The organism is Rhizobium sp. 9140 (genome assembly GCF_900067135.1).
Taxonomy (GTDB): Bacteria; Pseudomonadota; Alphaproteobacteria; order Rhizobiales; family Rhizobiaceae; genus Ferranicluibacter.
This window is the reverse complement of record NZ_FJUR01000001.1, coordinates 1,349,522-1,376,473: the sequence shown is the minus strand read 5'-3', so window position 1 is coordinate 1,376,473 and position 26,952 is coordinate 1,349,522. Positions and strand designations below refer to the sequence as shown.

The window sequence follows — 26,952 nt, the reverse complement described above, 5'->3', positions numbered from 1 at the left end:
CGTTTTTGCTCGAACCGGGATGATATGCCGGACTTTACAGCGACGCGACCCGTCGGGCCGGCAGGGTACGCGCCGTGCGCGGTCCAGTCAGCTTGCGCCAGAGAACGAAGCGCAGGAAGACCGGGATGCCGATGACATAGCGCTTCCACAGGCGCTGCGGCTCGATGGTCATGCGGTAGAGCCACTCCAGGCGCATGCGACGGATGGATTCGGGCGCACGCGGCACCTCGCCAGCGATGAAATCGAACAGGGCGCCCACGCCGAGCACGAGCCGGGCATGCCCCGGGCCAACATAGCGGTCGATCCACTTTTCCTGGCGCGGCGTTCCCATGGCGATCAAGAGAATGTCGGGTCTGGCCTCGCGCACCTTCGCCATGACGGCATCAGATTCGGACGGATCGAAGTAGCCGTCCGATACGGGAATGAACGTATGCCAGGGCGTATGCTTGGCGAAATTCTCGGCGGCCCGCTGCAGGACCTCGGGGCGCGCACCGACCATCGCGACGCGGCGGGGCGTGCGCATATAGGTGAGCATGGCCGGCACGAAATCGGTTCCGTTCAGATTGGCGGGGAACGGCTTGCCATGAAAGATCTTGGAGGCGATATCGACACCATGGCCATCCGGCAGCACGATATGCCGCTCGAGAATAGCGCGGTAGTCGGGGTCTTCCATCATGTAGTTGGCATTGTTGGCATTCAGGAAGGAAATGATCGTCTGCCCGATCGGCAACGAGGCGACCTCGTCTACGAAGGTGAATGCTTCCTCCCATTCGAAATCGCAGACCGCGAGGTCGAGGATGTCGCGGTGGGACGGCTGGATCGAGACGGGCGGAAAATATTTCATGCGGGCAATCCTCCATCAAGGAGCATCGTACCGCACGAGTACCGTTCTCATTCCCTGTCCCCGCTCTCGCTCGTCGTCGCGGTCAAGCGGAGACGAGCGGGCTGTGACGAGAACGGATATTCCCGGATGCCTGTGCGGTCACGATCCTCGGATCAATTGACGGCACAATAGCAAAGCGGTCTGAAATCGCGTTTAAACCATTCAATCAAAAGCCTTTTCGGGAATTCAGGATCCGTTTACGACGATCCTGCGAAAAGGCGAGCAAGAGCAAGGATGACGACCGGGGAAACCATGTTTCTCGCTCGGCTATAGCCCCACGATCGTCTCAAGGCGATACAGGCCGCCCGTGACGGAAGATGCCTCCCCTCCACCGAATCAGTGGCCGGCGGCCGCCTTTTCGGCTGCACCGGGGACGACGTCGTGCGCCGTGTTGCCGTTGCGATCGACGATCGCGACGGGCTGCGGCTGCTTGCGGCTTTCGCGATTGGCGACGCGCGCGACATCGGCCTTGGAAAGATATTCGAGCTGTTCCACCAGCACCTCGAAGATCACCTCATCCTTCATCTGCTCGTTCAGGCCCGCCTTCACGACGGACTTGAAGTTGGCGAGATCGAAGGATGTGCTGTCCTCGACATTGATCAGCTGCTTGCCGACGAGAATATCGAACAGCGCGTTGGTGACGGTCTCCTTCAAGGGAACCGGCAGCGTCTTCACCTTCGTCTTGTCCACGGCGAAGGAGAGCTTCGTCAGGAAGTAACCCTGCACGCCGCCATCGCGGAGCACGGGGACCGTGATCAGCTCGCCGGGAACGTATTCCTGCACGGCAAGCCGGGCCTGCTCCTCACTGGATTCCACCGGTGCGGAAGCATGACGCATCGAGACATAGACCGATCCGAGCGTGATGCCTGCGACCCAGACGCCGGTGAGAAGAAGCTTGATCATACCATCGCGCCGTAACGGAACTGTTCTTCGGAGTAGATGCCATCCGCATCGGCATCCTGCGCCGCGGTCTTCAGCAACTCGACCACCGAGCGGCAGGCCTCCAGATGGGCCTCGACCTTCTCGGAATTGGTCGCCAGCTTGTTGCGGATATGCTTGGCCTGCGACAAATAGGACGGGGACACGTCGGTCGGCGCGGCCTGCCGGCGGTTGAGCATGGTCAGTTCATAGAGGCACCGGCTCTTGCGCAGGTTGGACGCCTTGAGGTCGAAGGTGGGATCGACGCCGATCCGGGCGTTCTCATTGTCGAGGATCATCTCGAGCCGACCCAGAATGTTGCGGACCCGCACATCGCCCGAAGCCTGAATTTCCATAGAACGTCTCCCGTCTTGGCACGGCACCCAGGTGGATTTCGCCGCTCACCCTGCGCCTGCATTCCTGATTTTCCGCACGTAACGCCGTCGGGGCCAGCCCTGTGACGCCACCTGCGAAGCATGAACCTCTGCCGGCCGCCGGAGCATCTGGACGATGCCGGCAGCCGGTCCGCGTCGTTGCGCCGGCCCCTCGGGGCCGCGCGTCCTCTTATTCCGTTTCCGGCTGATCGCGTTCCGCGAACCGGAAACAAGAACCATCGAAAATCTCTGGCCGGGAGGCCAGATTTTCACTGGACGGAATACGGTTTCCGGTCTGATCAACCGGAAGCCGCATCACTCCGTACTGCCTGTCGAGGACAGCGCGTCGCTCGCCCGGAAGCCGTCCAGCGCCTTGCGCTGATATTCCTGCACCATGCTCTGGGCAATGTTGGCGCTGTTGCCATCGAGTTGCGCGCTGACGCGATTGGTCATGCTCGTTCCGCCAGCGCCATCGGCCACCATGCTCGCGGCAATGCCGACGCCGTCGCCCTTGGCCATAACGTTGCCGATCTGCTCGGCCATCATGCTCTTCCAGATGTCGCCGGCCGTGCCCTTGCCGTAGACGTCCTCGCTGTTGCTCGGCATCATCGATTTCACGAAGTTCTGAAGCACCATGGCCTCGAACTTGCGATAGGTTTCCGGCACCCTCTTCGGCTCGGCACGATTTTCGATATTCCCGAGGCCGGTACCGGCCTGGTTCTGATTGATGATCGCGACCGTGTTGGTAAAGCCGTTGCCGGTCTCCGCGAGGCTCGAAGCGCGGAAGGCCGCCCGGTTGGACTGCAGACGCGCCTGCGCTTCCTTGACCTGCGTCGGATCGGCCGCCCGCAGGACATCCATCACCAGATCGGTCGGAGGAGAAATGGCCATCCGGTTGCTTCCTTCGTCATGCAGCCTGCAGCCCGTTGACGAGAGCTGAAAATCCGCGATGAAAATCAGATATTTGGCAGTACGAAACACGTGCTTCGCATCCTGCCGACCGGGAGCACTATGAGTGGTCAAGCTTACCGGAAGCTGGCGCGCCATGCATGACGTGCTGGTCGATGAGATCGTAAATGGCATCGTCCGCTTCCGCCCGCTCCTCGAGCGCGCGGGCATCCTTCATATGCTCGGCCAGCCGGTCGCCCTTCGCCCGCTCCTTGAGCACGCGCGCCTCATGCACCTGCTGGATGCCTTCGAGCATCTGGTCCTTCTGGGCGAGACGGCCGAGCTGCGACGCGTAGTGGCCGGAAAACATGGCATGGAGGGGCTTCGCCGAGCCCATGGCATCCGCCACGACGTCGATCGTGGTCGCAAGCTCGCGGCGCTGGCGGGCGGTTTCGGAAAGCTCGTTTTCCGCCATCTGTTCGAGATGGCGCTGGACGGCGACGAGGCGCTTCAGCTTGTCCGATCGGTTTCCAGCCATGTCTATATTCCCTGCATGACGACGGCGAAGCCATCGGCGAAAAGCCGCAGCATGGCGGCGATGCCCAGATAGAGAAGGAACAACCCACCCATGATGAGGTAGGGCGCGGAGATGAAGTAGAGCGGCATCTGCGGCGCCAGCTTGTTGACCATGCCGAGCGCGACGTTGAAGAGCAGGCCATAGATGATGAACGGGCTCGACAGGCGCAGCATGATCATGAAGGTCATTTCCAGCGCATTGGTCATCGTGATCAGGATGCCCTGCGGATCGAATCCGACCCCGAGCGGCATCGCCCTATAGCTGTCGAAGATCGACTCGAAGATCACATGATGGAAATCGAGCATGAAGAGTACCATGAGCCCGGCAAAGGAGATCATGTTCGTCACCTGGTTTTCGGAAGTATCTTCCAGCACGTCGCTGGCCGGCGGCGCGGTGAAGCCGATCATCATGGTGAGCACGGTGCCGACGAACTGGAGGCCAAGCGCGTAAAAGCGGGCGATGAGGCCGATCACGCTGCCGATGACGATCTCGGTGGTAATGATGTAGATATAAGTGTGCCCCTTACCGGAGATCTGCGGATAGATGTCGTTCCACATCAGCGGCAGGATGGACATCGAGATCGCGACCGCCGCGAAAAGGCGGATCTGGACCGAGACACGCGCCGACGAGAAACCCGGCATGACCATGATGCAGGCGCCGATACGGCAGAACGCCGCAAACAGCGCCAGCACCGTGCCTTCCGGGTCTGTTATCATGAAATGGAGCCGATGATCTTGATCTCGAGCCCCTTTGCGAGCTCGACATGGCTGAGGACCGGCAGCGTAGCAAACAGGCGTTCGATGATCATGCGGACATAAGAGCGGGATTCGGGCGAAGATACCAGTACGAACGGCATGCCGCGATCCAGATGTTCGCGGATGACGCGGGTCGCCTCCTCGCTGAATTCCTCGAGGTGGCGCGGATCGATGTCGAACTCGACGATATCGCCCTTGGCGTCGCGCTTGAGCGCCTGGTGGAACACCATGTCCCACTTGTTGCCGAGGCGCAGCACGCGCAGCGTGCCGTTGTCGGAGAGGTCGCCGCAGAGCTGCTGCGACATGCGGACACGGACGTGCTCGACGATATGTTCGGTCTTGCGGACATGCGGAGCGAGTTCGGCCACGGCTTCGAGGATCAGGTGCAGGTTGCGGATGGAGACGCGCTCGGCGAGGAGCAGCTTCAGCACGGCCTGCAGGCCCGAATAGGACATATGCGAGGTGCAGATCTCGTCCGCGAGCTTGCGATATTCCGGATCGAGACGCTCGATGAGGATCTTGACGTCCTTGTAGGACAGCAGCTGCGGCAGGTTGTTGCGAATGACTTCCGACAGGTGCGTCAGCACCACGGAAACGTTGTCGATCGGGTGAAAGCCTTCGCGCTTCAGGTCTTCGGTGAAGGTTTCGAGGATCGAGACGGCAGGCATGCCGAAGGCGGGTTCGCGGATATCGTCGCCGGGAACCGTCGGGCGTCGTCCGCCGCCGGTGACGACGATGACCTCGCCGACGCGCACCGTGTTCGACGCGATCGTCGTGCCGTGGACGCGGATATGGTAGGCCTTGTCCGGCACGGCGATGTCGTCGGAAACCTTGATCTCGGGAACGATGAGACCGTACTGACTGGCGAATTTGCGGCGCATCTTGCCAACGCGGAAGGCGAGTTCCTGATGGGCGCCGAGCAGTCGGGTCGAGACCTGCTTGCCGAGCAACAGCTCGATTTCCGCGGTCTTGAGGACGGACTTGACGCTGTCCTTCTCACTGTCCTTGACCTGGGCTGCCGTCTGCAGATCCTGCTCGCGCTTCAGCTGGCTTGCGGCTGCGGCACGACGCGGTATGACGTAGGCCATGGCGGCCATGCCGATACCGAGCGTGGCGAAGGGAATGAAGGGCAGACCCGGGATGATGGAGAGCATGGCCAGAAGACTGGCCGCCACCATCAGTGCGCGGGGATAGTTGCTGAGCTGGCCGACGACCGCCTGGTCGGTGGAGCCGGAGGTGCCGCCGCGCGACACGAGAAGGCCGGCTGCAAGCGAGACGATCAGCGCCGGGATCTGCGAAACCAGACCGTCGCCGACCGAAAGCTTGACGAACACATCCGCCGCTTCGCCGATCGACATGCCGTGGCGGAAATAGCCGATGATGATGCCGCCGAACACGTTGATGCCGGTGATGAGAAGGCCGGCGACCGCATCGCCGCGCACGAACTTCGAGGCACCGTCCATGGAGCCGAAGAAGGAGCTTTCCTCCTCCAATTCGCGCCGCCGATGCTGCGCTTCCTTCTCGTTGATCAGGCCCGCCGACAGGTCGGCGTCGATCGACATCTGCTTGCCGGGAATGGCATCGAGGGTGAAGCGGGCGCCCACTTCCGCGATACGCGTGGCACCCTTGGTGATGACGATGAAGTTCACCGTGATGAGGATGAGAAAGACGATCAGACCGATGACGAAGTCGCCGGACATGACGAGGCTGGCAAAGCCCGCAATAACGCTGCCGGCCGCATCGTGCCCCTGGTGTCCGTGCGAGAGAATGACGCGCGTCGTCGCGATGTTCAGCGCGAGGCGGATCATCGTCGAGATCAGCAGAATGACCGGGAAGGACGAGAAATCGAGCGGTCGCTGGATCCAGAGCGACACCATCAGGATAAGGATGGAGAAGGCGATGGAGAAGGCCAGTCCCATGTCGATCAGGAAGGGCGGTATCGGCAGGAAGAGGATCGACAGGATCGCGACGATGCCGAGCGCGAAGCCGACATCGCGCCCGTTCGGGGCGATCTTGGGAATGACTATTGCAGGAGGTTGTGCCATCGGAATGTCCGTCTCGTCATGAGAGGCGGGCGACATTCATACCTGTCGCCCCATATGCCGACAGTTCTAGGTGTCCAAGCTTGCGCGGGGATGGCTGGCGAGGCGAAACGGACGGCGCCATCGATGGCTTGCCTGGTCCGGGAGACGGATCAAAAGCCGGTCTGGATGCGGGAGAAGACGATGTCGGTGAAGATCGAGACCTGCGAGCCGATGAACGGTGCAGCGATGGCTACGGTCACGAGGACCGCCAGGATCTTCGGAACGAAGGTCAGCGTCATTTCCTGAACCTGCGTCAGCGCCTGGATCAGCGCGACGACGAGGCCGACGATCATGGCGGCGAGAACGGGCGGGCCAGATGCCACGACCACCGTCCACATTGCCGTCTGAACCATGTCGAGAGCGTCGGCCTCGTTCATTGCAGTATCACTTCACCACGGAGGACCGGACCCAATCCTGGGCCGAGACCGCTACTTTACCGAAACCCCAGGACCGATGGGAAGCTTGGTGCCATTTTCGAGAAGCGCAACGATTCCGTCGGAGTATAGCGTGACCTCCTTGACCACGCCAGTCGTCTTGCCGTCCGCGCTCGTCACCGTCTTGCCGATGACGGCATTGGCTTCCGAGAGCGAGGTGCGCTGCAGCAGGCTTTCCAGATTGGTGTTCGTCTGGATGGTCTGCTCGACCTGGGAGAAGGTCGCGAGCTGGGCGATCTGCTGGGTCGAATCCATCGGCTGAGTCGGATCCTGATTCTTCATCTGGGCGACGAGCAGCTTGAGAAAGCTGTCATAATTGAGGTTGGCCTTGCTGGCCGCACTGGCCGCGTCCTTGGCTGTCGAGGTCGCTGCCTTCGTCGCTGCGGCTGCCGCAGCGCCGGTGACTGTGTCTACCGCCATGGTGCAATCTCCTTACGGATGTGTTCGATCATCGCCGGCGCCATTTCCTGGGCGTTGAGGATCTTGTCTTCGATCGGGTAGAGACCACGGATCGCCTTCAGGGCGTCGAAGGCACGACCCTGCATGACGAGACCGTCGACGCGCTTCAGTTCGGACAGGATCTCGTCGTTCTTGAAGCAATTCAGCAGCATGACGATCGACTTGCGGAACATGATGGTCGACTGCTCGGCACCTTCCGGGTTGATCAGGATCATCTGGGCGATGAAATAGAGCTGACGCAACGGGGTGGTCGCGTCCTCCGGCTGGAGGACGTGATTTTCGAGCAGGAAGGTGACATCGTTCAGGAACTCGACCGCCACCTTGCGATCGACCCGCAGAACGGCGCCATTCACAAAGATCCGTTCGCCCGACTTCAGCGAGATGCGCAGTGTGCTTTTCATTTCAGTCCATCCCTGATGATGGTTGTGATGTCGATGATGCCCTGGAAGTTCGAGGATTCGCGTTTGCGGATCTTCTCGGTTTCGTTCAGAATCCAGATGGCAATGGAGATGAGATTGGCACGCAGCTCTTCGTTCAGCTGATTGTCGGGCGCACGCAGATCCTCGATGAAACGGATCCAGAGGCGCCGCGTGTAGTAGACCGCTTCGATCGCTTCTCGGGAGTACCCCTTCTGCAGGCTGGCAGATGCGAGAAGTGCGATCGAACGGTCGAGGACTTGCCGCTCACGATCCTTGGAGTCGGCAACGCCGTCCTCCATGATCTCGGCATACGAAAACTGATACATTCAGACATCCCTCATGTTTGTCTAAGGCCTCTTCGCATCAGAGGAAATTGATCAAGCTCAACTGCTGCATTCGCGACGTGAGCGTGTAAGACGTCTCGATCTGCGTCATCAGGGCCTTCATTCGCGTGGTCGCCTCATAGGGATCGACACCTTCGAGGTCGCTGACGTGCGTGGTGAGCAGCTTCGTCTGGGAGTCCAGCAACGCATTGGCCTTGGCGACGCGCCCCTCGGACGTACCGAGATCGCTTCCCATGCTGATCAAGCCGGAAATTGCCTGCTGGGTATAGTTCTGCGCCGTCTGGTTGACGACCTGGCGCGCCTGGCTGGAGAGATCCTCGGCCAGCAGCTGGGAGGCGATCACGGAAGCCAGCACCATCTTACGGACACCCGCCTCGTTGGCGTTCGTCGTCGTCGATACGACTTCGGATCCGGAAATTCGGCTCTGGACATTCTTGTCCGACGCCTGCGACCAATCTGTCATCCACTGATCGGGAACCGCGTTTTCACCGGCGCTCGTATCGCCCACGTAGAGAGGCACGATCTTGCGATCGATGAAGTCCTTCATCTGATCCGCGGAGAGGTCGCGATACCCCGTGATCGTCGCGTTGGCAGGATTGCTGTTGTTCTCCAGCTTGAAGCTTTCGAACGCGTCGGCGAAGGTTTGCTTGGCGGCCGCGTTCTCGGCGTAAGGCGTCAGCGGCCTGGCGTCGGAATTCAGGCCGGAAAGAAGGTATTCTCCGTTCGACTGGGAGTTTGCCGCGACAAAGAACGCGTTAAACGTCGAGGTGAGAGCCGTCTTCGTGTTGGCAAGCCGCGAGGCGTCGTCGACGCCCATGCTCCCCACCAGCGTGGTGTTCATTTCCTCGCCCGCCTTGCGCATCGATTCGACGGCAAGCTGCGATGTCGAGAGACGCTGGGTTACGAGTGCATTCGTGTCCTTGATGTTGGCCAGACGCTGCAGCTCGTCCTTCAGGCTGACGAGCCGCGCCGCGCTGGAACCGAGAGCCGCGCCCGGATCGGCATGAATGCCGGTCGTGACTTCCTGCTGGAGCTTCACGACTTCGGACTGGCCGCGCTGGACGCTGAGCCGCATGGCGTTCTGAACCGCCAGGTTGGAAATGAATGACGTCTTCATCTTATCTCACCATGTCCAGCAGGGATTTGAGCATCTCGTCCACCGTGGTCATCAGCTTTGCCGACGCTTTGTAGGACTGCTCGAGATCGAGCATCAGCGACAATTCCTCGTCAAGACTGACACCGGTTTCGTTGCTCAGCGTCTGCTGCATCTGGGCCAGCATAGCGCCCTTGGTCTCGTCGGCAGAGGTTGCCGCCTTGCGCAGCTGCTCGATCCAGCCGATCGAGTTGGAGGCGTAGCCCATGAGGGTTGCGGTTCCGCCGATATCCGCCGTGGCATCGAACGCCTGCGGCGTTCCCATCTGTTCGATGAGGCCGTCGAGGCGACCGGTATAGGCCGCAACACCGTCTGTGTTGTACGTGTAGTTGGTGGAGGCGGGCGTGCTGTTAAAACCGCCGTCCCGCAACAGCATAGGATTGTCGTCGATCGTAGCGTTGATCGTAATGCGTCCGGCGAGACCTGAGGATATCGTGCCCGACGTCGGAATGGGCATGGGTTTTCCCGTGCTATCCGGTTCAATGAAGAGACCCGCCAATCCCGGCTCCCGATCTTCAACGGCAAGCGTCTGGTCCGTCTCACGGAAGGCGACGATGAGACCGCGGGCGATCTCGTCCAGCTGGTTCTGCATCATGGGTGCGATATCGTCGCGCAGCTGAAAGAGAGCTGCGAGGGTTCCCTGCGCCGAGGTGTTGCCACCGATGCCGGGCTTCAGCTCTTCATTGTCGATCTCCACATGAAACGGCGGAGACGAAGACCCGTCCTTGCCGACCAGTTCGACCTTGCGTGCCGACGTTTCGAAGAGCACGCTGCCATCGCTCGTATAGATGACGGTGTCCATGCTCTGGCGCACGGTGGTCGAGATTCCGACGATGCCGGCGATCGACTTCAGGAGCGAGTCCCGCTTGTCGAGCGCATCGCTCGCATCCTTGCCATTGGCCAGCATTCCGATGACGGTATAGTTCACCTTTTCGAAGGCCGAGAGATATTCGTTGAGCTGCACCACCTGCTCACCGATCTCCTTGTCCGTCGTCGCCTTGACCTGATCGATGACCGTGGAGGCGGAGTTCAAGGCGTTTGCAACGTCTCGCGCGTCCGCAACGGCGGATCTCGCGATCGTGATGCTGCTGGGCGATGCGGCGAACGTCTGAAGACTGCTGCGGAAGGCGGTCATGTAGGTCGACGGCGACGTCGGATAATCCGCGCCGCCGAAAGCCGACTGTATCTGCTGGAGACCGAACAACAACCGCGACTGCCCCGCATTGTCCGAGATGCTGGCAACGGTCTGCTTGAACAGCGCGTCGTTCTGGGCGCGCTGCACCTTGAGATAAGGCTGTCCGTCGTTGTCTACGCCCATCATGGCGAGACGACGCGAGTAGTCGGCGCTGCCGACATTCGCGATGTTCTGCGATACGACGGCCGTCTGCTTGCCGGTATTGCTGAAGATCGTCTGAGCCGTGGTAATGGCAGAAGCAAGAGACATGACGGAGCCCGTCCTTTTCTAGATCAGCGCTTGAGGTTGACCAGGACGTCCAGAAGGTCGGCGCCTGTCTGGAAGACCTTGGAATTTGCCGTGTAGCTGCGCTGGGATTCGATCATCGCTGTCAGTTCGTCAGCGATATCGACGTTGGAACCTTCGAGAGCGTTATCCTGAACGCCGCCGAACTGTCCGGTACCCGCATAACCAACGGAAACTTCGCCGGATGAGGATCCTGCCAGATAGACGTTGCCGGTCTGCGGCTCGAGGTTGTTGACGCTCTGAACCGTTGCGAGGGCCAGGCGATAACGGGGATCCAGATCGTTGTTTTCGTAGCGAACGTAGACGATACCTTCCTTGTCGATCTCGAAGCCGGCAACGGCGCTCGGCGCGTTTCCGTCCTTGTCTCCGGGTACGGGCGTGAAGGCAGAGCCCAGCTGGGTCGTCTTGGACAGATCGAGCGTGATCTCGTTGAGCTTGGCACCGGCATATGTCTGCTCGGTCGTCGTGACCGTGACAGGCGACGTCGTCAGGCTGCCGTCTGCTTCGAAGGACATCGTGGTCGCGCCGAGCGCGTCACCTGTGGCGCGATCCGTCACGGCGACGTTCCAGGCGTTGGTTCCGCTCTTCGTGTAGGAAATGTCGAGGACGCGCGCATTGCCCTGCGTGTCGTAGACGCTCAACGAGGTCGTGGATGCAGGATCACCTGCCGTCGTCCGCGAGTCCAAGTTGGCACCGAAGGCTGCAACTGTCGTTCCTGTTGCCGTCAGGCCACCGGACGAGAGATTGATGTTCGTCAGACCGTCGAAGCTGTTGGCCACAGCCGTCGGCGCTTGGCCATTGACATAGGCATAACCCTGAAGGGCGTAACCACCCGAATTGATCAGGTTGCCATCTTCGTTTTTGGTAAAGGCGCCGGCGCGGGTCATGTAGGGGCTGCCGGTCGCATCCGATACGACGAAGAAGCCCTCGCCGTTGATCCGCAGATCGGAGCCGGATGTCGTGGTGACCGTGGCGCCTTCGTTCTCGATGCTGCGGCGAACCTTCGTCTCGACGCCACCGGAATTGTAGCTTCCACCCGTGGCTGGCAGGATCAACGAGGAAAATTCCGTCGATGAGCGCTTGTAGCCAGTGGTGCTGACATTCGCGATGTTCTCCGCGACGGTGCTAAGGCGGTTGGCCTGTGCGTTCATGCCGGAACCGCCGGTCTGCATCATTCCAAAGAGACTCATGTCCAATCCTCGTTTCGTTCGTCTTGGCGACACTAGGAAGCAAGCCTTGCGTGAACCTGTTCAGGCTGCCTGCCGCAGCGTCGAAAGCAAAACATCGAATGCGAATTCTGCAAGAAAATCAGTATACTAAAACGAGAAAGAGCCATGGCGCCTCCCGATTGCGAACCCTCGTCGTTCGCTTTCGAAAGACCCCATGGCTCCCACAGAAACCGGGGTAGAAGATAGAGCCTCAGCTCCAGTCGATGCAGTAGCCCAGGAAGCGCTTGCTATCGATCGGGTCGAAGCCCAGCTTCTTGCGCAGCTTCTTGCGCAGCTTGCTGATGTGGCTCTCGACGACGTTCTCTTCGACGTCTTCGTCGAAGATGCCGTAGATCGCGTTGAAGATCTGCGACTTGGAAACGCGCCGGCCGCGGTTGGCGACCAGATATTCCAGGATGCGGCGCTCGCGGCGCGGCAGGGCGAAGGTATCGCCTTCGATCTCGGGATCGCGGCCGTCCGAAAAGACGCGGATCGCACCGATATCGGTGTAGTTGGACAGGGACTTGAGGCGGCGGCGAATGGCCGCCGCACGGGCGAGGATCTCGCGGGGATGGACCGGCTTGCGCACGACGTCATCGACTCCGCAGTCGAAGAAGGCGAGCGTGGCTTCCAGCGACGGCGTGTCGCTGATGGCGATGACCGGGGCCGTGGAACGATCGCGGATGGCGCGGGGCAGCGTCATGGCCCGTTCGCCCTGGCCGATCAGGAACACCTCGACGGCGTCGATATCGCTGTCGGCGGCGGTGGAGACCCAGTCGCCGAATTCCTTGGGATCAAACCCGGTGGAGGGTACGCCTTCCCGTCCGAAGAGAGAGGTGTATCCATCTTTTACAAGTTCACGTTCATCAACCACTACGATCATTCGTCCGCTCCGAATCAGTATGGTGTTTTCCAATACGTCATTGGTACGAATCGTGGCGCCTCGTCACAATTAGAGGCTTTTGGTGGGTAGAAATGGTACTAGCTCAGGGTCCCCGCACCGATTTGATCAATATATAGTGGTTCATTTCGATACACCGACTATTAATTCTGTGGAAAGGTTAACGCGTGTTAATGAGCGCCATTGCACGTGCCTTATTTCTGCGACTCAGACTATGCGTTTGCACTGCAACAAATCATCGATTTAAAATCGTATAGGTTGTGACCAACGAACGTTTAACGACAGAAGGACGCGGCGTTTGGCGTCCATTTTCCGTAACCTGTCGCGACCAGATTTGCGATCACGCGGCAGACATATCGCTTCTGGGCAGGATCATTGTTCGGACCGGCATGATACCGCGCGACCGCCATGGTCCAGGTCTCGTGGCGGGCATGGAGATTTGCAAGGAAGCGGGCGGCATATTCGACGTTTGCGCGCGGATCGAGCATCGCTTCAGGTGACGTGAAATTCTCTCCATGGTAGCGATAATTGATCTGCATGCAACCCAGATCAATGAGCTTGGCACCTTCCGCCCGAGCCGTTTCGAACCTCTGCAGCACCTCACCCGCACTCGACGCGAACACAGCCTTGCCATCGATGTTCATGGCATAGGGCTGCAACGAACCCTTGCGGCCCGTTTCCGTCAGTCCGACTGAATAGAGGATACCTTCGGGAATGCCGTATTTGGCGGCGGCTGCGACGATCTGGCTTTCGCACAGGCCGGCATCCGAGCCGGATGCGGCGTGTGCGACTATGGGAGCACTAGAAATAAAGCTCGTCAGACAGGCCAGGCTGAGGTGCCGCAGGTGTTTCACGACGCGTGTCTTGTCTGGTCCGCCCGTCATCTGCACTCCGCTGTCCCGCCGCGCCATTGCGGCCGTCGCCGCCATTACGGCCTTCTCCGCCATTGCCTGCCGCAAGGCCGCCCTGGCTGTCGCGTCCGTTCTGCGACGGCTGCTGCTGGTTGCTCTGTGGTTGCCCCGAGCCGTCATTTCCACCGGAACTGTCCGACGGGGTGAAGATCACATTGACCTGATCGACCTGGAAACCCTGCGCGCGAAGCGCCTTGATCATCGCATCCTGATCGTTGGTGAGCTGCCGGTAGGCGTCACCCGTCTGGACACGAAGATCGATCTGCAACTCGTCGTCGCGCAGGCGCAGCGTGGCCGTGACGAGACCGAGGTCGATCGGATGCATCTGGATCTTGAGCGTGTTGACCACCTTGCCGGTGGCGCCCTGCGGCCCTGCGATGCCGGTGTTCGCCTGGAGGCCCTGCGTTGGATCGCCATTGCCCGTGATCGCGGCAGCAACGGCTTGCGCGTTGGCCGTCATCGGCAGCTGGTTGCCGAGGGTCGGTGCGATGCCGAGATAGCGCCGGGCTTCCAGCACGGTGACGGTCTCGGCCTTGGTGTTTGCCTGGTCGTTCGATGCTGTGGAAACGGGCCGGTCGGCATCCGCTCGCAGAGAGATCGGGCTCGCTTTGCCATCCGCCCGCGCGAAACGGAAGACCTGATCCGTGGCGTCCGTCGACGTTGGCAATGTCGATGACTCGGCTGCGGCCATCGTAGCCATGGGGATTGTGATCCTGTCACCCGCCAGCTTCAGGCCCGGCATACCGGCATCCGCACCGGGCTTGGCCTCGATATTTTCCGTTCTGGCGGACGTATCCGCCACCGGCTGTGCCACGGCCGGACCGAGAATCGCCATGAGGCTGCGGATATCCACCTCTTCGTCCGGCACGGATGCTGCCGCAGGCTCCTCCGCAGCTTCAGGCGGCATCTCGGCCGTCAACTGCCTTGTCGGGCGCGCTAGAGGCGCCGAGGTTCCCGCGGGCTCTTCCGCAGCTTCAGGCGGCATCTCGGCCGTCAACCGCCTTGTCGGGCGCGCTAGAGGCGACACTGCGACCTGCACAGGCACTTTTTCGGCCGCGGCCTCGACAGAAATTGAGGGCGGGGTAGCACCTGTCTTTTCAGCAGCGAGCGCCTGCACGAGCGCAGGCATTGCCGGTTCCGAGCCAGCTTTGGAGTCCGCCGTTGCAGGAGTCTGGTTCGCGGCGTTCGCGAGGACAGCGGCCGAAGCCGGCTCCCGCGGAATTTCGAACGGGGCCGCAGCCGACACCTCTTGCATCGTTGCCGTCTCGACAGAAGCAGCCTTTGCAGTCCGTTCCGGCATAACGGCGCGAAGCCTTGCCACGGGCGCCTGCGTTTCGAGGTCGCGACTGACCAGTGGCGCGGCCATATTTTCCTTCGTCTTCCAGACTGCCTTCGAGGGTGTCTCGACCGTATCGAGGCTCTTGCCGACTCCAACCTTCGTCTCGTCGTCCGCAGGCGCTGTCGCGGCAGCCGCAACATTTTCGGCACGAGTTGCCTCGGGATCGGCCTTTATGGCTTTGAGAGCGAGGGTGGCGGAGAGCGTTGCGGCAGCAGATGGTCTGGTGGGCGCCGTTGTGGATGCCGTGGCCACCGGCGCCTTCTCCGGGTTGCCGGCAGGCACGGACTTGCCTTCAATGCGCTCGCCGACAACCGTCGCCTGCACCTTCGTTTCGGGGGCTGGACGGTTCCCGCTGGGTTCATCGGCCGATCGAGTTGGAATATCGACCGTTTCTCCGTCTGCGTCTCGCGGTTGGTCTGCCGTCGTGAGAGACAGAAGAGCGAGCGCATCGGTCTTCCCGGCAGGAGCCTTGGACGGCTCCCTGGAAGTCTCCGACGTCGCTGCGGGTGTGCCACGGGCGGTAGCCGCATGTAGCGTCTGTTCCGATTTGTGCTCTGCTTCCGAGGGAGTCGGAACATGGGTTCCGGACGCACGCGGCTGCGCAGCATTCGACGTGCCTGCTTGAGCGGTCGTTGCAGACGACGCGGATGGCGTCACGTTTGCCTGCTCATTCGACTGTGTCTTGGCGTGGCCGGCCGGCACGTGCGTCTTCGCGTTCGTATCCCGTGCGTGCCCGAGATCGGCGAACGCCTTGCGAAAGGCTGCGCCGCCTTCGGCCTCGCCCTGCCGGTTCTTCACCGCAGAAACACTCGCGCGGGCAGCTTTCGCTGCCGGCAGCATGTCATCAAGGGATCTCATGTCTACATATCCTCCCGCAGCAGGGCGTCGATCTCGCCCAGCTTGCTCTTCCCGCTCGTTAGAAACGTCGCCAGCGCCGGATCAAGATCCGCCGGGGTTGGTTTCTCGGGCTCGCTGGTGACAGCCTCGGATGCCGACGGCGTTGCCGGGGCTGCAAAGGGGCTGTCGCTGCTACCGGATCCCGACAGAGCTTCGGGAGACGGCGTTTGAGACGCCAGAATGTCAGCGCTGGCTTGTGCTGAACTGTCGGCACGGGGCTGCACATCTGCAACCGGAGCCCGCAGCACCTCCCGTGCAACGGCCTGGGCTGCCTCCCTCAAGCTGAGATCGCGCGAAGAAAGTTCGGCATCGGGAATGGCTTCGATATCCTTGACGGCTTCGAGGATGCCGGTCGACGGCACATTGACGAGACCGGAATAGAATGTCGCGAGCGCGTTCGGCTCCATATCGGCCGCAGCGGAAAGGGCCGCCGCGCGTTCGGAGGCCAGTTTCGTCAGAGGCTTCAGCCCCGCAATGGCGGCATTTCGCGCGATCCGCAGGAAGATCTCGCGCTGGCGCGGCTTGTCCATGAAGGACAGGATTTCCTCGACCTTCTGGCGCTTTGCGTCGCCGTAATTGGCGACAGCAAGCTCCACGAAGATATCCGCGAACTGGCCCGCATAGGGCGACGTCATGAAGCGGCGGGTATAGGAGAGCGAGTAAGCCAGCGCCTGATCGACATTGCCGGCACGGGTGGTGAGCATGAGGGAACGGCGCAGAGCCGCTTCCTCGATATTGGTGCCGGGCGCAACAAGCCTCGCCCAGTCATAGGCCTTCACGGCCTTGCCGGGATCCTGCTGGGCGACCGCATTGCCATAGACGAGATAGAGATACGGCCCGATTGGCGCATTCTTGTACTCGTCGATCATCTTCGACAGGGTCTCCACGATCAAGCCGCCCTTGCCGTTCAGGTAATGGCTCAGGGCATCGGTGACACGATTGTCGAAATTGCCATCGATGTCGCGGCTGGCAAGGTAGGCGAGCGTCTTCGGGTTGCCCCCGCTCATGGCGTAGATCAGCGCCGCGTCCACATTGCGGGGATCGGCGAAGACGCTCCGATCGGCCGTCATCAGACGTTTTTCGATGGCGCCGAGCATGAACTGCTGCATATCGGCCGAGGAGAAATCGCCATGCACCACGCTGTCTTGAACGTGCTGCAGCGAGCGGATCATCTTGTAGGGCGGCAGATTATCGTCTTCGCTGCCTGCAGCGTGAACGGCCGAAAGCGAGACGAGCGATGCGCATGCGCCGAGCAGAATGGAGCGGAGAGCCTTCATCATGGCCTAGCCCTGGTTCGTCTGGACAAGGATCTCGATGCGCCGATTTGCAGCCGCGTTCGGATCCGTTGGAACCTGCAGGCGCCGGTCGGCGAAGCCACTGATCTGGCTGACGCGGTTTTCGGCAAGGCCACCGTGCACCAGCATGTAATAGGCGCTCTGCGCGCGATCGGCGGACAGGCGCCAGTTGTCGTAACCACCCGACTTGAACGGCCGTCCGTCGGTATGGCCGCGGATGGCGATCGCGCCGGTCCGGGTCGAGAGCAGCTTGCCGATCTTCTCCATGGCGAGAACCGTCGCGCGCTCCGGAACGGCCGAACCCAGGCCGAACATCGGCGTATCGCTCTGCTCACTGATCGAGACCAGCAGCCCGCCTTCGGTCGGCGTCACGATGAGGCCTTCGGCAAGCTTGCCGGCAGCGCCGCCGATTTCCTTCTCGATGGCCTGTTTCAGATCCGTCGCAGCCTTGGCCTCGGCGACAGACGGCGCGGCTTTCGGGGTTGCGGGATCGTTCGCAGCTGCCATCGCATCGCTCTTGCCATCGCCGATATTTTCGGCAGCACCGTTGCCCGCCTTGTCGGCGGCACTCGAACCGGCGTCGGCGATCTTCTTCAATTCGACCTGCTTCGTCCAGAAATCCGGATCGAAGGGATCGCGATAGGCTTCTCCGCCATCGGCGCCGGTCGCCGGGCCGGAGGTCGAGGCTCCGCCATCGCCTTTCGAGCTGATATTGGCCTCGCGGCCGACCTCGTTGGCGATTTCGGACAAGACAGAATAGGGATTCTCGAAGAAATCGGCGTCGGAATATTTGGTTTCCTCGCCCGATGTCGCGGCTTCATCCTCTCCGGTCTTGGCCGATCCGCCGCTTTTCGGCTGATCGCCATCGACCTTGGATCGTGACTGCGTCTCTTCGCCTTTTGCGTCCTTCGCCGGCGCTTTGACGCCTTTCTCCGCCGGTTCCTGCTGGGTCAGCTGGACCGGATTGAAATAGGAGGCAATGGCAGCCTTGGTTTTCGGGTTGGAGGCGTTGACCAGCCACATGACCAGGAAGAAAGCCATCATGGCCGTCATGAAGTCGGCATAGGCGATTTTCCATGCACCGCCATGGCTGCCGCCATGGGCGGGGGCATGGCGCTTGATGATGATAATTTCATTCTTGCCGTGATGGCTGTTGCTCTCGCTCATGCTATCACTTTCCGCACGGTATCAGCCCAGGCCGATAGCCGGGTCATCAGAATCGAATCGCCGAATTCGGCAGAGAGGTCGATGTCGTCGGTTTCGACGTGGCGGAAGGTCGCCTCCGTGTCGGAGAGACGAGCCTCGAGCGCCTGGAACATCCGGGACGGGCCGCGCACCGTGATCTTCACGGCATCGCCATCGACGGAATGCCGGATCGCGACGGCGAGCGACTCGATGGCCTTTTCGGCCAGTTGCTCCTGCAGGATCGGCGCGAGAACCTGGGCGGTCTGCTCGGAGATCATGTCGGCGAGCAGCGAGCCGATCTCGCTGAAGCGCTGGTGGATCATCGCGGCAGCCTCGTTTTCCAGGCGCTCGCGAATCGTCTCGCACTCGGCTTCATGTTCGGCCCGCAAGGCGGCGATCTCGGCCTGGTGACGGACGCGCATCTCCATTTCGGCGTGCTCTCGGCCACGCCCATAGGCGCTCTGGCGTTCGGCCTCGATATCGATGACCGGCTCCGGCGGCTGCTTTGCGACCGGACGCGTATCGCGGGAGATCGGCTCTTCGAGTTCGTGGAAATACGTCTTGGGCACGCGCGTCAGGTCCACCTTGGGCGCGCTGAAATCCTTGAGATATCGGGAAAGCGGCGCCGTCATCGTTGCATCTCCGGCATCGGCCGCTGCGCATCGGTGCGCATGGGGGCGGTGCAGGCTGGGGACAACAGGCTTTCGGGGCCGAAACAACGGGTCATGGGCACGTCCGACCGTCTCCTTCTAGGCTCGTGCCGTGTCAGCAGAGCCCGGACATCTCGTTGAGCAGACAGGCGGAACGGGATCCGATCCGGAAGGCTGCAAGCGGCAGTGCAAGGACAGGATGCACCGGCGGCCCCTTCCCGCGACAAGCGGGATCTTCTGCCTCGACCGCGCTCCTGAGAAAGAGGCACGTGCCAGAGACGGGGCTGCGAGAGGAGACTAACGGGTCAAACTTGTGCGAGGGTTGAAGGGTGTTGGACCGCGCTCGGGCAATAGCGCGGTCCAACCGATCCACCGAAGCCGATGACCGCGGCTCCGGCGAATGACGGCCTCCCCGCGAAGGGAGGCCTTGTCCCGGCTTACTGCTGGAAGAGGCGCAGGATGTTTTCGGAATTGGTGTTGGCGATCGAGAGAGACTGGACGCCGAGCTGCTGCTGCGTCTGCAGGGCCTTCAGACGGGTCGATTCCTCGTTCATATCGGCATCGACCAGACGGCCGACGCCCTTGTCGATCACGTCGATCAGGTTGGCGACGAAGCCTTCCTGCAGGTCGATGCGCTTGGTGATGGCGCCGAGCGTCGAGGCCGCGTCCGTCAGGCCGGACAGGATCGAATTGACCGCAGAAAGCATCCCCGCAATTTCCTGGGGGGTCGTCGAGGTCTTCAGTTCGATCACTGTGCCAGGCGCGGCGACGCCGCCTTGAGCAGCGATCAGGTGGTAGGTGGCAGACGTCGTTCCGCCCAGACCGTCCGGCTGATCGACCGTGATGTCCTTGGTCAACTGACCGCGCGACGGATCTTTCAGGTCGATCATGATCGACGTGGAGGTATCGTAGTCGAGCGTCGTGACGGAAACCGAGCCATCCGACGAGCGGTTGAAGGAACCGACGATCGACTTGACGCCGACAGCGGCCGTGTTGGCGTTGTAGAGCCAGTTTTCGCCGGAGAACGAGGCGGACTGCGAGGCGGCGGCGAGCTGGTTCTTCAGCTCGGTTATTTCCTTGTTGATCTTGGACTTGTCGACGCCCGGCTCGCTGGCCGCGACGAGCTTCGACTGGATCTCGCTGATGACGTCGATCGAGGAGCTCATGGCCGAATAGGAGGTATCAACCTTTGCAGCGCCGAGACCCAGCGCGTCCTGTACGGTCGAAAGCGCCATGTTGTCCGAGCGCATGGTCGTTGCGATGGACCAATAGGCGGCATTGTCGGCGGCGGTTTCGACGCGGTAGCCCGAGGATACACGCGCCTGCGTTTCTTCCATAGAGGTGTTGATCGTCCGCAGGGTCTGCAGAGCCGCCATTGCGGCAGCGTTGGTCATGATGCTGGTCATTGGGGTTTGCCCTTTTGTCAAACGTCGGGAAACATGCGGCCGGAGGCCTGCTGCGACGGAACGGCGTCATGCACACTGCCCAATTTACCCGATCGGCAGTTCGTCGTCTTAAGGATGATTTAATCCCGTTATGGTTAACAAAGGTTTAAATGACGCGCCGGTGCGTCAATCTTCATGAACAGATTTTAAACGAAGATGACGAATTCGTTAAGCCATTGTTCGCCAACGAGAAAAGCCGCCCTCTTGCGAGAGCGGCTTTTGTCTGGTCGGATGGAACGACGCTGGAGCGCCCTTTCCTCGGTCTCTTAACGGAAGAGCGAGAGGATATTTTCCGAGTTGGAGTTGGCAATCGAGAGCGACTGAACGCCGAGCTGCTGCTGAGTCTGCAGGGCCTTCAGGCGGGTCGATTCTTCGTTCATGTCGGCGTCGACCAGACGGCCGATACCCTTTTCGAAGGACGAGCTGAGATCGTTGACGAAATCGGCCTGCATGTCGATACGCTTGTTGAGAGCACCGAGGTCGGCGCCGGCGTCCGTCATGTCCTGAAGAACGGAGTCAACACCGGAAATGGCAAGCTTCAGTTCCGCAGCGTCCAGCGTCGAGATATCGAGGGTCAGAACGCTCTTGGCTGTAGCAAGCCCGGTAATGTCGGTCGTCAACTTTCCTGCACTACCACCAACAGCGGGGACCCCGTTTGCGTCGACTTCGATCAGGATGCTCTTCGTCGTGTCAAAGTCCAGCGTCGTCAGGCTGACATTGTTGGCGCTGTCTCGGTTGAAGCCGCCAACAACGCTCTTCGTCGCGCCTGCTGTGCCCTGAACCCAGTTTTCGCCGGAGAATGCGGCCGACTTCGAGATCGACTTCAGCTGGTTCTGGAGCTCGGTGATTTCCTTCTGGACCTTGGCCTTGTCGACGCCCGGCTCGCTGGCCGCGACCAGCTTGGCCTTGATTTCATCGACGACCTTGATCGACGAGTCCATTGCGGTGTAGGCGACGTCGGTCTTTGCGGCGCCCAGGCCGAGCGCGTCCTGAACGGTTCCGAGTGCCTTGTTGTCGGACTTCATGGTCGTCGCGATCGACCAGTATGCGGCGTTATCGGCGGCTACGCCGACCTTGAGGCCGGAGGAAACGCGACCCTGCGTCGTCTCCATGTCTGCGCCAATCTGGCGCAGCGTGGAGAGTGCTGCCATTGCGGAAGAATTCGTCAGAATGCTCGTCATTGTAATCTGCCCCTCTTGAACAGGAAAATATGGAAGGGACATTCCGGCCTTTACCGGGAAACAGCAGCCAGCTTCATGCCTGCTAACGTGTTAAATCTTTTGGTTAACCCGCTGTTTCGATGACCACAGAAAACACCATCAGGGTTAAGGAACAGCTAAAGCGGAAAAAAAATCGAATCGCACAACAGAAAAGGCCGCGCCTCCTGCGAGACGCGGCCTTTTCGACATTGCGTTCTGTCAAGGCCCTAGCAGGACCCCACTCCGATTAACGGAAGAGCGACAGGATGTTCTGTGCGTCGGAGTTGGCGATCGAGAGCGACTGGATGCCGAGCTGCTGCTGCGTCTGCAGAGCCTTAAGGCGGGTCGATTCTTCGTTCATGTCGGCGTCGACAAGGCGGCCAACGCCCTTCGTGAAGGATGCCGTCAGGTCGCTGACGAAGTCCGTCTGCAGGGTGATACGCTTGTTGAGAGCGCCAAGGTCGGCGCCAGCATCGGTCATGTCCTGCAGAACCGAATCGACGCCGGAGATGGCTGCGGTCAGGTCGGCAGCACTGAAGCCGGAAGCCGAAATATCGAGCGTCAGCACGCTCTTGGCGGTCGTCAGTCCGGTAATATCGGTCGTCAACTTTCCTGCAGTACCACCAACAGCGGGGACTCCGCTTGCGTCGACTTCGATGAGGAGGCTATTCGTCGTATTGAAGTCCAGTGTCGTCAGGCTGACGGCGTTGCTCGAGTCACGGTTGAAGCCGCCGACAATGCTCTTCGTCGCGCCTGCGGTGCCCTGTACCCAGTTCTCGCCGGAGAAGGCGGCCGACTTCGAGATCGACTTCAGCTGGTTCTGGAGTTCCGTGATGTCCTTCTGAACCTTGGCCTTGTCGACACCCGGTTCGCTGGCAGCAACCAGCTTGGCCTTGATTTCATCGACGACCTTGATGGAAGCGTCCATGGCCGTGTAGGCGACGTCGGTCTTTGCAGCGCCAAGGCCGAGGGCGTCCTGTACGGTTGCAAGCGCCTTGTTGTCCGACTTGATGGTCGTGGAGATCGACCAGTAAGCGGCGTTGTCGGACGCCGAACCGACCTTGAGGCCGGAGGAGATGCGCGACTGCGTCGACTCCATGTCGTTGTTGATCGTGCGCAGCGTGGAGAGTGCTGCCATTGCGGAAACGTTGGTATTGATGCTCGTCATTAGACTGTCCCTCTAAGGTACAAAAAACAAAAAACTTAGGGACATACCGGACTAACTTACCGGTGATAACGGTTCGGCATCATGCCACTCGGTACCTGTTATTCCTCAGGAGAACCAAACCCGTCATGTAGGGTGAATATCGCAGTCAAAGCTTGCGATTTGCTTAAATCCACCTTTTGGGGGCACAGGCTCGAAGGGCCGCAAAACGACGCAACCTCGAAAAATTTATCAATAAAAACAGTTATTTGAAAAAGCTATTAAGACTAAATATACCGTGCCGCGCAATACTTGGTTAACCACGCCGCAAAGGTCAGTTAAACGAGCGCACCAAACTGCCCACGAGCAGGTTCCAGCCGTCGATCAGGACGAAGAAGAGAATCTTGAAGGGCAAGGAAATGGAGGTCGGCGGCAGCATCATCATGCCCATCGCCATCGTGATGGTCGCCACGATCAGATCGATGACGAGGAAGGGCAGCATGATCAGGAAGCCGATCTCGAAGCCACGCCGGATCTCGGAGATCATGAAGGCGGGGATGACGGCACGCAGATCGACGCGGCCGTCCACGACCACGGTCTGGTTCTTCTCCTGGGCGATATCGACGAAGAGCTGAAGGTCCCGGTCTCGGGTATTCGCCAGCATGAACTCGCGGAAGGGCTCGCTGATGCGGGTGAGCGCTTCCGTCTCGGTGATCTGGTTCTGGATCAGCGGATCGACACCCTCGCGCCAGGCGCGGTCGAAGGTGGGGGCCATGACGTAGAAGGTCATGAACAGCGCGAGGCTGACCATGATCATGTTCGACGGGGTGGTCGCAAGACCCATGCCGGTGCGCAGGATCGCAAAGGCGATGACGAAGCGCGGGAAGCTCGTGACCATGATAAGGATGCCGGGCGCGACCGACAGGATCGTCAGGAGCCCGAATGTGCGGATGATCCACGAGGCCGCGGAGCCGTCGATCGGCTGGTTGAAGATCTGGGAGGGAAACCCTTGAGCCCCTGCGATCCCCGTCATGGCAACCATGGCGGCTATGAATGCGACCAGACGAATCATTGGACCACGAATGTTCTGAAGATCACATTCGTTACGCGCCCTTCGGAGCGCAGGTCAACCCGTTCCTGAATATCGTCCTTCAGATACTGGAAGCCGCGAGGGCCTTCGATCTGTTGCAGGGAGACAGTGCGCAGGTAAGCGGCGACATCCTCGTGGATCTGCTGCGCCATGGCCACGTCAGGCGCGCCCTTGAAGAGGAGCGCCAGTTCCAGCCGGATCCAGTTTTCCGTGGGATAGGACAGGTTGGTGGTGATCGGGTCGAGCTGGAGAACGCCATTGGCCTCCGTCGAGGCCTTCGGGAGACCTTCCTCGTCCTCCTTCTTGGCTTTGCCATGCTCGCCGCCGGCCGGAGCTGCCTCGTTGGCCGCCTCCGCCGCTTCGCGGGCCTTGATGGTGGCCTTCGCCTCCTCCAGCACCCTCGCCTCGTCCGAACTCAGGGGCTCGGGCGCCAGCATGCCGCCGAGAAACCACCCACCGCCCGCGCCGAGCACCGAGACGATGGCGATCGCCGCGATGGTCATGACCATGCCGCTTTTCTTTTTCGGCGGAGCGCCGTCTTCGATCTCGTCCATCACAGCCTCGCTTATGCCTTCCAGATGCCCGTCCGATCCGCTTCACGCCCACCCTTGCGGGTCTGCGCAGCGGCGATCAGAGCGGCGATATGATGTCCATGACCTGCTGCCCCCAGGGCGGCTGCTGCACTTCCGTCAGGCGACCGCGTCCGCCGTAGGAGATGCGGGCCTCGGCGATCTTGTCGTAGGAGATCTGGTTCTTCGCATCGACGTCCTGTGGCCGCACGATACCGGCAACGTTGAGGATGCGGAGTTCGTGGTTGACGCGAACCTCCTGGGAGCCGCTGATCAGCAGGTTGCCGTTTTCGAGGACGCCTGTGACCACGGCCGCGACGAGCAGGACGAGCTTCTCGGACCTCTCCGTCGTCCCCTCCCCCTTGGTCGAGGTATTGGAGCCGTAGTCGAGATTGCCTTTCCAGCCAAAATCGCTGACCTCGGAATTGCCGGAGGCGCCGATATTGTAGCCACTGTCGTTGGTGCGCTTGCGGTCGGTCTTGTTGTCGAAGCTCGCCTTGTCGTCGATGCGGATATCGACGGTGATGATGTCGCCGATCTTCATGGCGCGAGCGTCCTTGAAGAGCGCTGATTGCTGGTCGCTCCAAAGGGAGTATCCGCTCGCCACCTGATGCGGCTCCTTGGGATACATCGCCAGCTGCGGCGTCTGGGTATATTGCAGGCCGCTGCCGATCGGGCTCATAGCCGGGGCGCGGCCGACATCGTGCAGCGACGACTGGCAACCGGTCAGAAGACTTGCGGCCAGGGCGGCCGAAAGGCGAATGTTCATGACGGTTCCTTCGATGTGTTCGGATCGGCGGCACTGGAAATGATGTTGGTCAGAATGGCCGCCTTTTCGTCGCTCATCTCGCTGAGGATGAGGCTCGACTGGCGAGGCGGCAGCTTCATGATGACGGCGGCGGCGATTTCAGAGCGGACCAGGGTCAGTTTGCTGGCCGCCGCGTCCGGCTTCATGGTCTTGTAGATATCGACGAGGTTAAGTTCCGCCTGCTTCAGGAATTCGTCGCGACGCTTGCGCCAGTCCTCGTACTCCGCACGCTTCTTTTCCAGAAGCGCGATGCTCTCATCGACACCGGCCTGTAGCTGTTCGATCTGCTGCTTCTGCAGGAGGTAGCGCTGGTCGCGGGCGGCATCCGCAATATTGGTGCAGAATTGCTGGATCTCGCCGCCCTGGGGAGCACCTGGTCCCGTAGGTGCGGCGACCTCCTGGGCGAAGGCGCCCGGGATCGTCAGGACGAGCGTGGCTGCGGCACCGATGAGAAGCTGGCGCAGGCGTGGGGAAAGCGTATGTGTTGCGGTCATTGCAGAACGAGCTCCGCCTGGAGGGCACCGGCCGATTTGATGCCCTGGAGAATGGAAATGATGCCGTCCGGCTTCACGCCGATCGAATTCAGGCCCGAGACGAGCGTCCGCAGATTGGAGCCGTTGAGGATGGCGACCCTGCCGCCGGCCTCGGTGGCGTCGATCCTCGTGTTCGGCTCGACGGCGGTTTCTCCGCGCGAGAAGGGTTCGGGCTGGATGACCGTCGGCGTTTCGGTGACCTGCACCGTCAGCGTGCCGAAACTCACCGCCACCGGAGAGATTTGCACGTCCTGTCCGATGACGATCGTGCCGGTCCGCTCATTGACGACGACCCGGGCGGGGACATCCGTCTCGATGACGAGGTTCTCGACATCCGCCATCAGGCGGGCGAGATCGGCCATCTTGGGCTTGTCGATGACCACGGTCTGGCTGTCGCGGGCTTCGGCAATCTGGCCGCCGAACTGCTCGCGCCCATAACGGTTGATGGCCGCGGCCATGCCGACGGCGGTGGAGAAGTCGGGGTTGCGGAGCTGGAGGACGAGATTGACCCCGTCCTTGAACTTTGCCGGCAGCTCGCGCTCGATGATGGCGCCGTTCGGCACGCGTCCGGCCGTGGTGATGCCCTGCTGCAAGGTCGCGGCATCGCCTTCGGCGCTGAAACCGGTGACGACGACGGACCCCTGGGCCACCGCGTAGATCTGTCCGTCGGCACCTGACAGAGACGTCATGACCAGCGTGCCGCCGCGCAGCGAGGTGCTGTCGCCGAGCGACCCGACCGTCACGTCGATACGGCTGCCGGGGCTGGCGAAGGGCGGAAGGTTGGCGGTGACGAGGACGGCCGCGATGTTCTTCGACCGGGATTCGCCGCCCTGCGTGGAGATGCCGAGGTTCTGCAGCATGGCGCGCAACGACTGCTCGGTGAAGGGCGAGGAGCGCAAGCTGTCGCCCGTGCCCTGCAGGCCGACCACGAGGCCGTAGCCGATCAGCTGGTTGTCGCGGCCCGACTGCAGCGAGGCCACATCCTTGATGCGCGCCGCGGCGGATGCGGT

Annotated in this window: 27 protein-coding genes and 1 pseudogene; all 28 read right to left on the bottom strand. The window is 61.1% G+C overall.

Annotation, left to right across the window (positions count from 1 at the left end):
• Window positions 1–34 precede the first annotated feature (34 nt).
• Window positions 35–844, bottom strand: coding sequence for a WecB/TagA/CpsF family glycosyltransferase (locus tag GA0004734_RS06395; RefSeq protein WP_092932185.1), 810 nt, complete (start codon window positions 842–844; stop codon window positions 35–37).
• 375 nt (window positions 845–1,219) lie between these two features.
• A complete protein-coding gene (locus GA0004734_RS06390; RefSeq protein ID WP_092932183.1) occupies window positions 1,220–1,786 on the bottom strand; it encodes a hypothetical protein in 567 nt (188 codons plus the stop codon).
• Complete coding sequence (locus GA0004734_RS06385) at window positions 1,783–2,157, bottom strand: hypothetical protein (protein WP_092932181.1); 375 nt, start codon at window positions 2,155–2,157, stop codon at window positions 1,783–1,785. Before GA0004734_RS06385 ends, GA0004734_RS06390 begins: the two co-directional genes overlap by 4 nt.
• Before the next feature lie 333 nt (window positions 2,158–2,490).
• The gene (locus GA0004734_RS06380) at window positions 2,491–3,066 is read right to left on the bottom strand and encodes a rod-binding protein (protein ID WP_092935987.1); all 576 of its coding nucleotides are present in this window, start codon (window positions 3,064–3,066) and stop codon (window positions 2,491–2,493) included.
• A gap of 118 nt (window positions 3,067–3,184) precedes the next feature.
• On the bottom strand, window positions 3,185–3,601 hold the full coding sequence (locus tag GA0004734_RS06375) for a hypothetical protein (RefSeq protein ID WP_092932179.1): 417 nt from the start codon (window positions 3,599–3,601) through the stop codon (window positions 3,185–3,187).
• Window positions 3,602–3,603: 2 nt separating this feature from the next.
• On the bottom strand, window positions 3,604–4,356 hold the full coding sequence (gene fliR / locus GA0004734_RS06370; protein WP_092932177.1) for a flagellar biosynthetic protein FliR: 753 nt from the start codon (window positions 4,354–4,356) through the stop codon (window positions 3,604–3,606).
• A complete protein-coding gene (gene flhA / locus GA0004734_RS06365; protein WP_092932175.1) occupies window positions 4,353–6,440 on the bottom strand; it encodes a flagellar biosynthesis protein FlhA in 2,088 nt (695 codons plus the stop codon). Before flhA ends, fliR begins: the two co-directional genes overlap by 4 nt.
• 149 nt (window positions 6,441–6,589) lie before the next feature.
• Window positions 6,590–6,856, bottom strand: coding sequence for a flagellar biosynthesis protein FliQ (gene fliQ, locus GA0004734_RS06360; protein WP_062595080.1), 267 nt, complete (start codon window positions 6,854–6,856; stop codon window positions 6,590–6,592).
• A 51-nt stretch (window positions 6,857–6,907) separates the two neighbouring features.
• The gene (flgD, locus tag GA0004734_RS06355; protein ID WP_092932173.1) at window positions 6,908–7,333 is read right to left on the bottom strand and encodes a flagellar hook assembly protein FlgD; all 426 of its coding nucleotides are present in this window, start codon (window positions 7,331–7,333) and stop codon (window positions 6,908–6,910) included.
• Window positions 7,324–7,773, bottom strand: coding sequence for a flagellar biosynthesis repressor FlbT (gene flbT / locus GA0004734_RS06350; protein WP_092932171.1), 450 nt, complete (start codon window positions 7,771–7,773; stop codon window positions 7,324–7,326). The genes flgD and flbT overlap by 10 nt, the downstream gene beginning before the upstream one ends.
• Window positions 7,770–8,117 carry a flagellar biosynthesis regulator FlaF gene (gene flaF, locus GA0004734_RS06345; protein ID WP_092932169.1) on the bottom strand — a complete coding sequence of 116 codons (348 nt, stop codon included), beginning with the start codon at window positions 8,115–8,117 and terminating at the stop codon, window positions 7,770–7,772. The genes flbT and flaF overlap by 4 nt, the downstream gene beginning before the upstream one ends.
• 37 nt (window positions 8,118–8,154) lie before the next feature.
• Window positions 8,155–9,252 carry a flagellar hook-associated family protein gene (locus GA0004734_RS06340; protein WP_092932167.1) on the bottom strand — a complete coding sequence of 366 codons (1,098 nt, stop codon included), beginning with the start codon at window positions 9,250–9,252 and terminating at the stop codon, window positions 8,155–8,157.
• Window position 9,253: 1 nt separating this feature from the next.
• Entirely contained in the window at window positions 9,254–10,732 is a 1,479-nt protein-coding gene (gene flgK, locus GA0004734_RS06335; RefSeq protein ID WP_092932165.1) for a flagellar hook-associated protein FlgK, read from the bottom strand.
• Window positions 10,733–10,755: 23 nt separating this feature from the next.
• Window positions 10,756–11,958 carry a flagellar hook protein FlgE gene (locus tag GA0004734_RS06330; RefSeq protein ID WP_092932163.1) on the bottom strand — a complete coding sequence of 401 codons (1,203 nt, stop codon included), beginning with the start codon at window positions 11,956–11,958 and terminating at the stop codon, window positions 10,756–10,758.
• 229 nt (window positions 11,959–12,187) lie between these two features.
• Window positions 12,188–12,859, bottom strand: coding sequence for a transcriptional activator Rem (locus GA0004734_RS06325; protein ID WP_092932161.1), 672 nt, complete (start codon window positions 12,857–12,859; stop codon window positions 12,188–12,190).
• Window positions 12,860–13,152: 293 nt separating this feature from the next.
• The gene (locus GA0004734_RS06320) at window positions 13,153–13,698 is read right to left on the bottom strand and encodes a transglycosylase SLT domain-containing protein (RefSeq protein WP_245292490.1); all 546 of its coding nucleotides are present in this window, start codon (window positions 13,696–13,698) and stop codon (window positions 13,153–13,155) included.
• Complete coding sequence (locus GA0004734_RS26380; protein ID WP_245292355.1) at window positions 13,679–15,985, bottom strand: flagellar hook-length control protein FliK; 2,307 nt, start codon at window positions 15,983–15,985, stop codon at window positions 13,679–13,681. The genes GA0004734_RS06320 and GA0004734_RS26380 overlap by 20 nt, the downstream gene beginning before the upstream one ends.
• 2 nt (window positions 15,986–15,987) lie before the next feature.
• The gene (gene motC / locus GA0004734_RS06310; RefSeq protein WP_092932156.1) at window positions 15,988–17,304 is read right to left on the bottom strand and encodes a chemotaxis protein MotC; all 1,317 of its coding nucleotides are present in this window, start codon (window positions 17,302–17,304) and stop codon (window positions 15,988–15,990) included.
• 3 nt (window positions 17,305–17,307) lie between these two features.
• Window positions 17,308–18,486 carry a flagellar motor protein MotB gene (locus GA0004734_RS06305; protein WP_092932154.1) on the bottom strand — a complete coding sequence of 393 codons (1,179 nt, stop codon included), beginning with the start codon at window positions 18,484–18,486 and terminating at the stop codon, window positions 17,308–17,310.
• The gene (locus tag GA0004734_RS06300) at window positions 18,483–19,136 is read right to left on the bottom strand and encodes a hypothetical protein (protein WP_092932152.1); all 654 of its coding nucleotides are present in this window, start codon (window positions 19,134–19,136) and stop codon (window positions 18,483–18,485) included. The genes GA0004734_RS06305 and GA0004734_RS06300 overlap by 4 nt, the downstream gene beginning before the upstream one ends.
• A gap of 455 nt (window positions 19,137–19,591) precedes the next feature.
• Window positions 19,592–20,560: a flagellin N-terminal helical domain-containing protein gene (locus GA0004734_RS06295; RefSeq protein WP_092932150.1), complete on the bottom strand. Its 969-nt coding sequence runs from the start codon at window positions 20,558–20,560 to the stop codon at window positions 19,592–19,594.
• A 305-nt stretch (window positions 20,561–20,865) separates the two neighbouring features.
• The gene (locus GA0004734_RS06290) at window positions 20,866–21,780 is read right to left on the bottom strand and encodes a flagellin N-terminal helical domain-containing protein (protein ID WP_092932148.1); all 915 of its coding nucleotides are present in this window, start codon (window positions 21,778–21,780) and stop codon (window positions 20,866–20,868) included.
• Window positions 21,781–22,045: 265 nt separating this feature from the next.
• A complete protein-coding gene (locus GA0004734_RS06285) occupies window positions 22,046–22,966 on the bottom strand; it encodes a flagellin N-terminal helical domain-containing protein (protein WP_092932146.1) in 921 nt (306 codons plus the stop codon).
• A 310-nt stretch (window positions 22,967–23,276) separates the two neighbouring features.
• Window positions 23,277–24,014 carry a flagellar type III secretion system pore protein FliP gene (gene fliP / locus GA0004734_RS06280; protein ID WP_092932144.1) on the bottom strand — a complete coding sequence of 246 codons (738 nt, stop codon included), beginning with the start codon at window positions 24,012–24,014 and terminating at the stop codon, window positions 23,277–23,279.
• The gene (locus tag GA0004734_RS06275; RefSeq protein WP_092932142.1) at window positions 24,011–24,586 is read right to left on the bottom strand and encodes a flagellar basal body-associated FliL family protein; all 576 of its coding nucleotides are present in this window, start codon (window positions 24,584–24,586) and stop codon (window positions 24,011–24,013) included. Before GA0004734_RS06275 ends, fliP begins: the two co-directional genes overlap by 4 nt.
• Before the next feature lie 76 nt (window positions 24,587–24,662).
• Window positions 24,663–25,370 carry a flagellar basal body L-ring protein FlgH gene (flgH, locus tag GA0004734_RS06270; RefSeq protein WP_092932140.1) on the bottom strand — a complete coding sequence of 236 codons (708 nt, stop codon included), beginning with the start codon at window positions 25,368–25,370 and terminating at the stop codon, window positions 24,663–24,665.
• Window positions 25,367–25,903: a MotE family protein gene (locus GA0004734_RS06265; RefSeq protein ID WP_092932138.1), complete on the bottom strand. Its 537-nt coding sequence runs from the start codon at window positions 25,901–25,903 to the stop codon at window positions 25,367–25,369. Before GA0004734_RS06265 ends, flgH begins: the two co-directional genes overlap by 4 nt.
• A pseudogene (locus GA0004734_RS06260) lies at window positions 25,900–26,937 on the bottom strand (flagellar basal body P-ring protein FlgI); the annotation flags it as partial. The pseudogene GA0004734_RS06260 and the gene GA0004734_RS06265, both read right to left, overlap by 4 nt.
• Window positions 26,938–26,952: the final 15 nt, after the last annotated feature.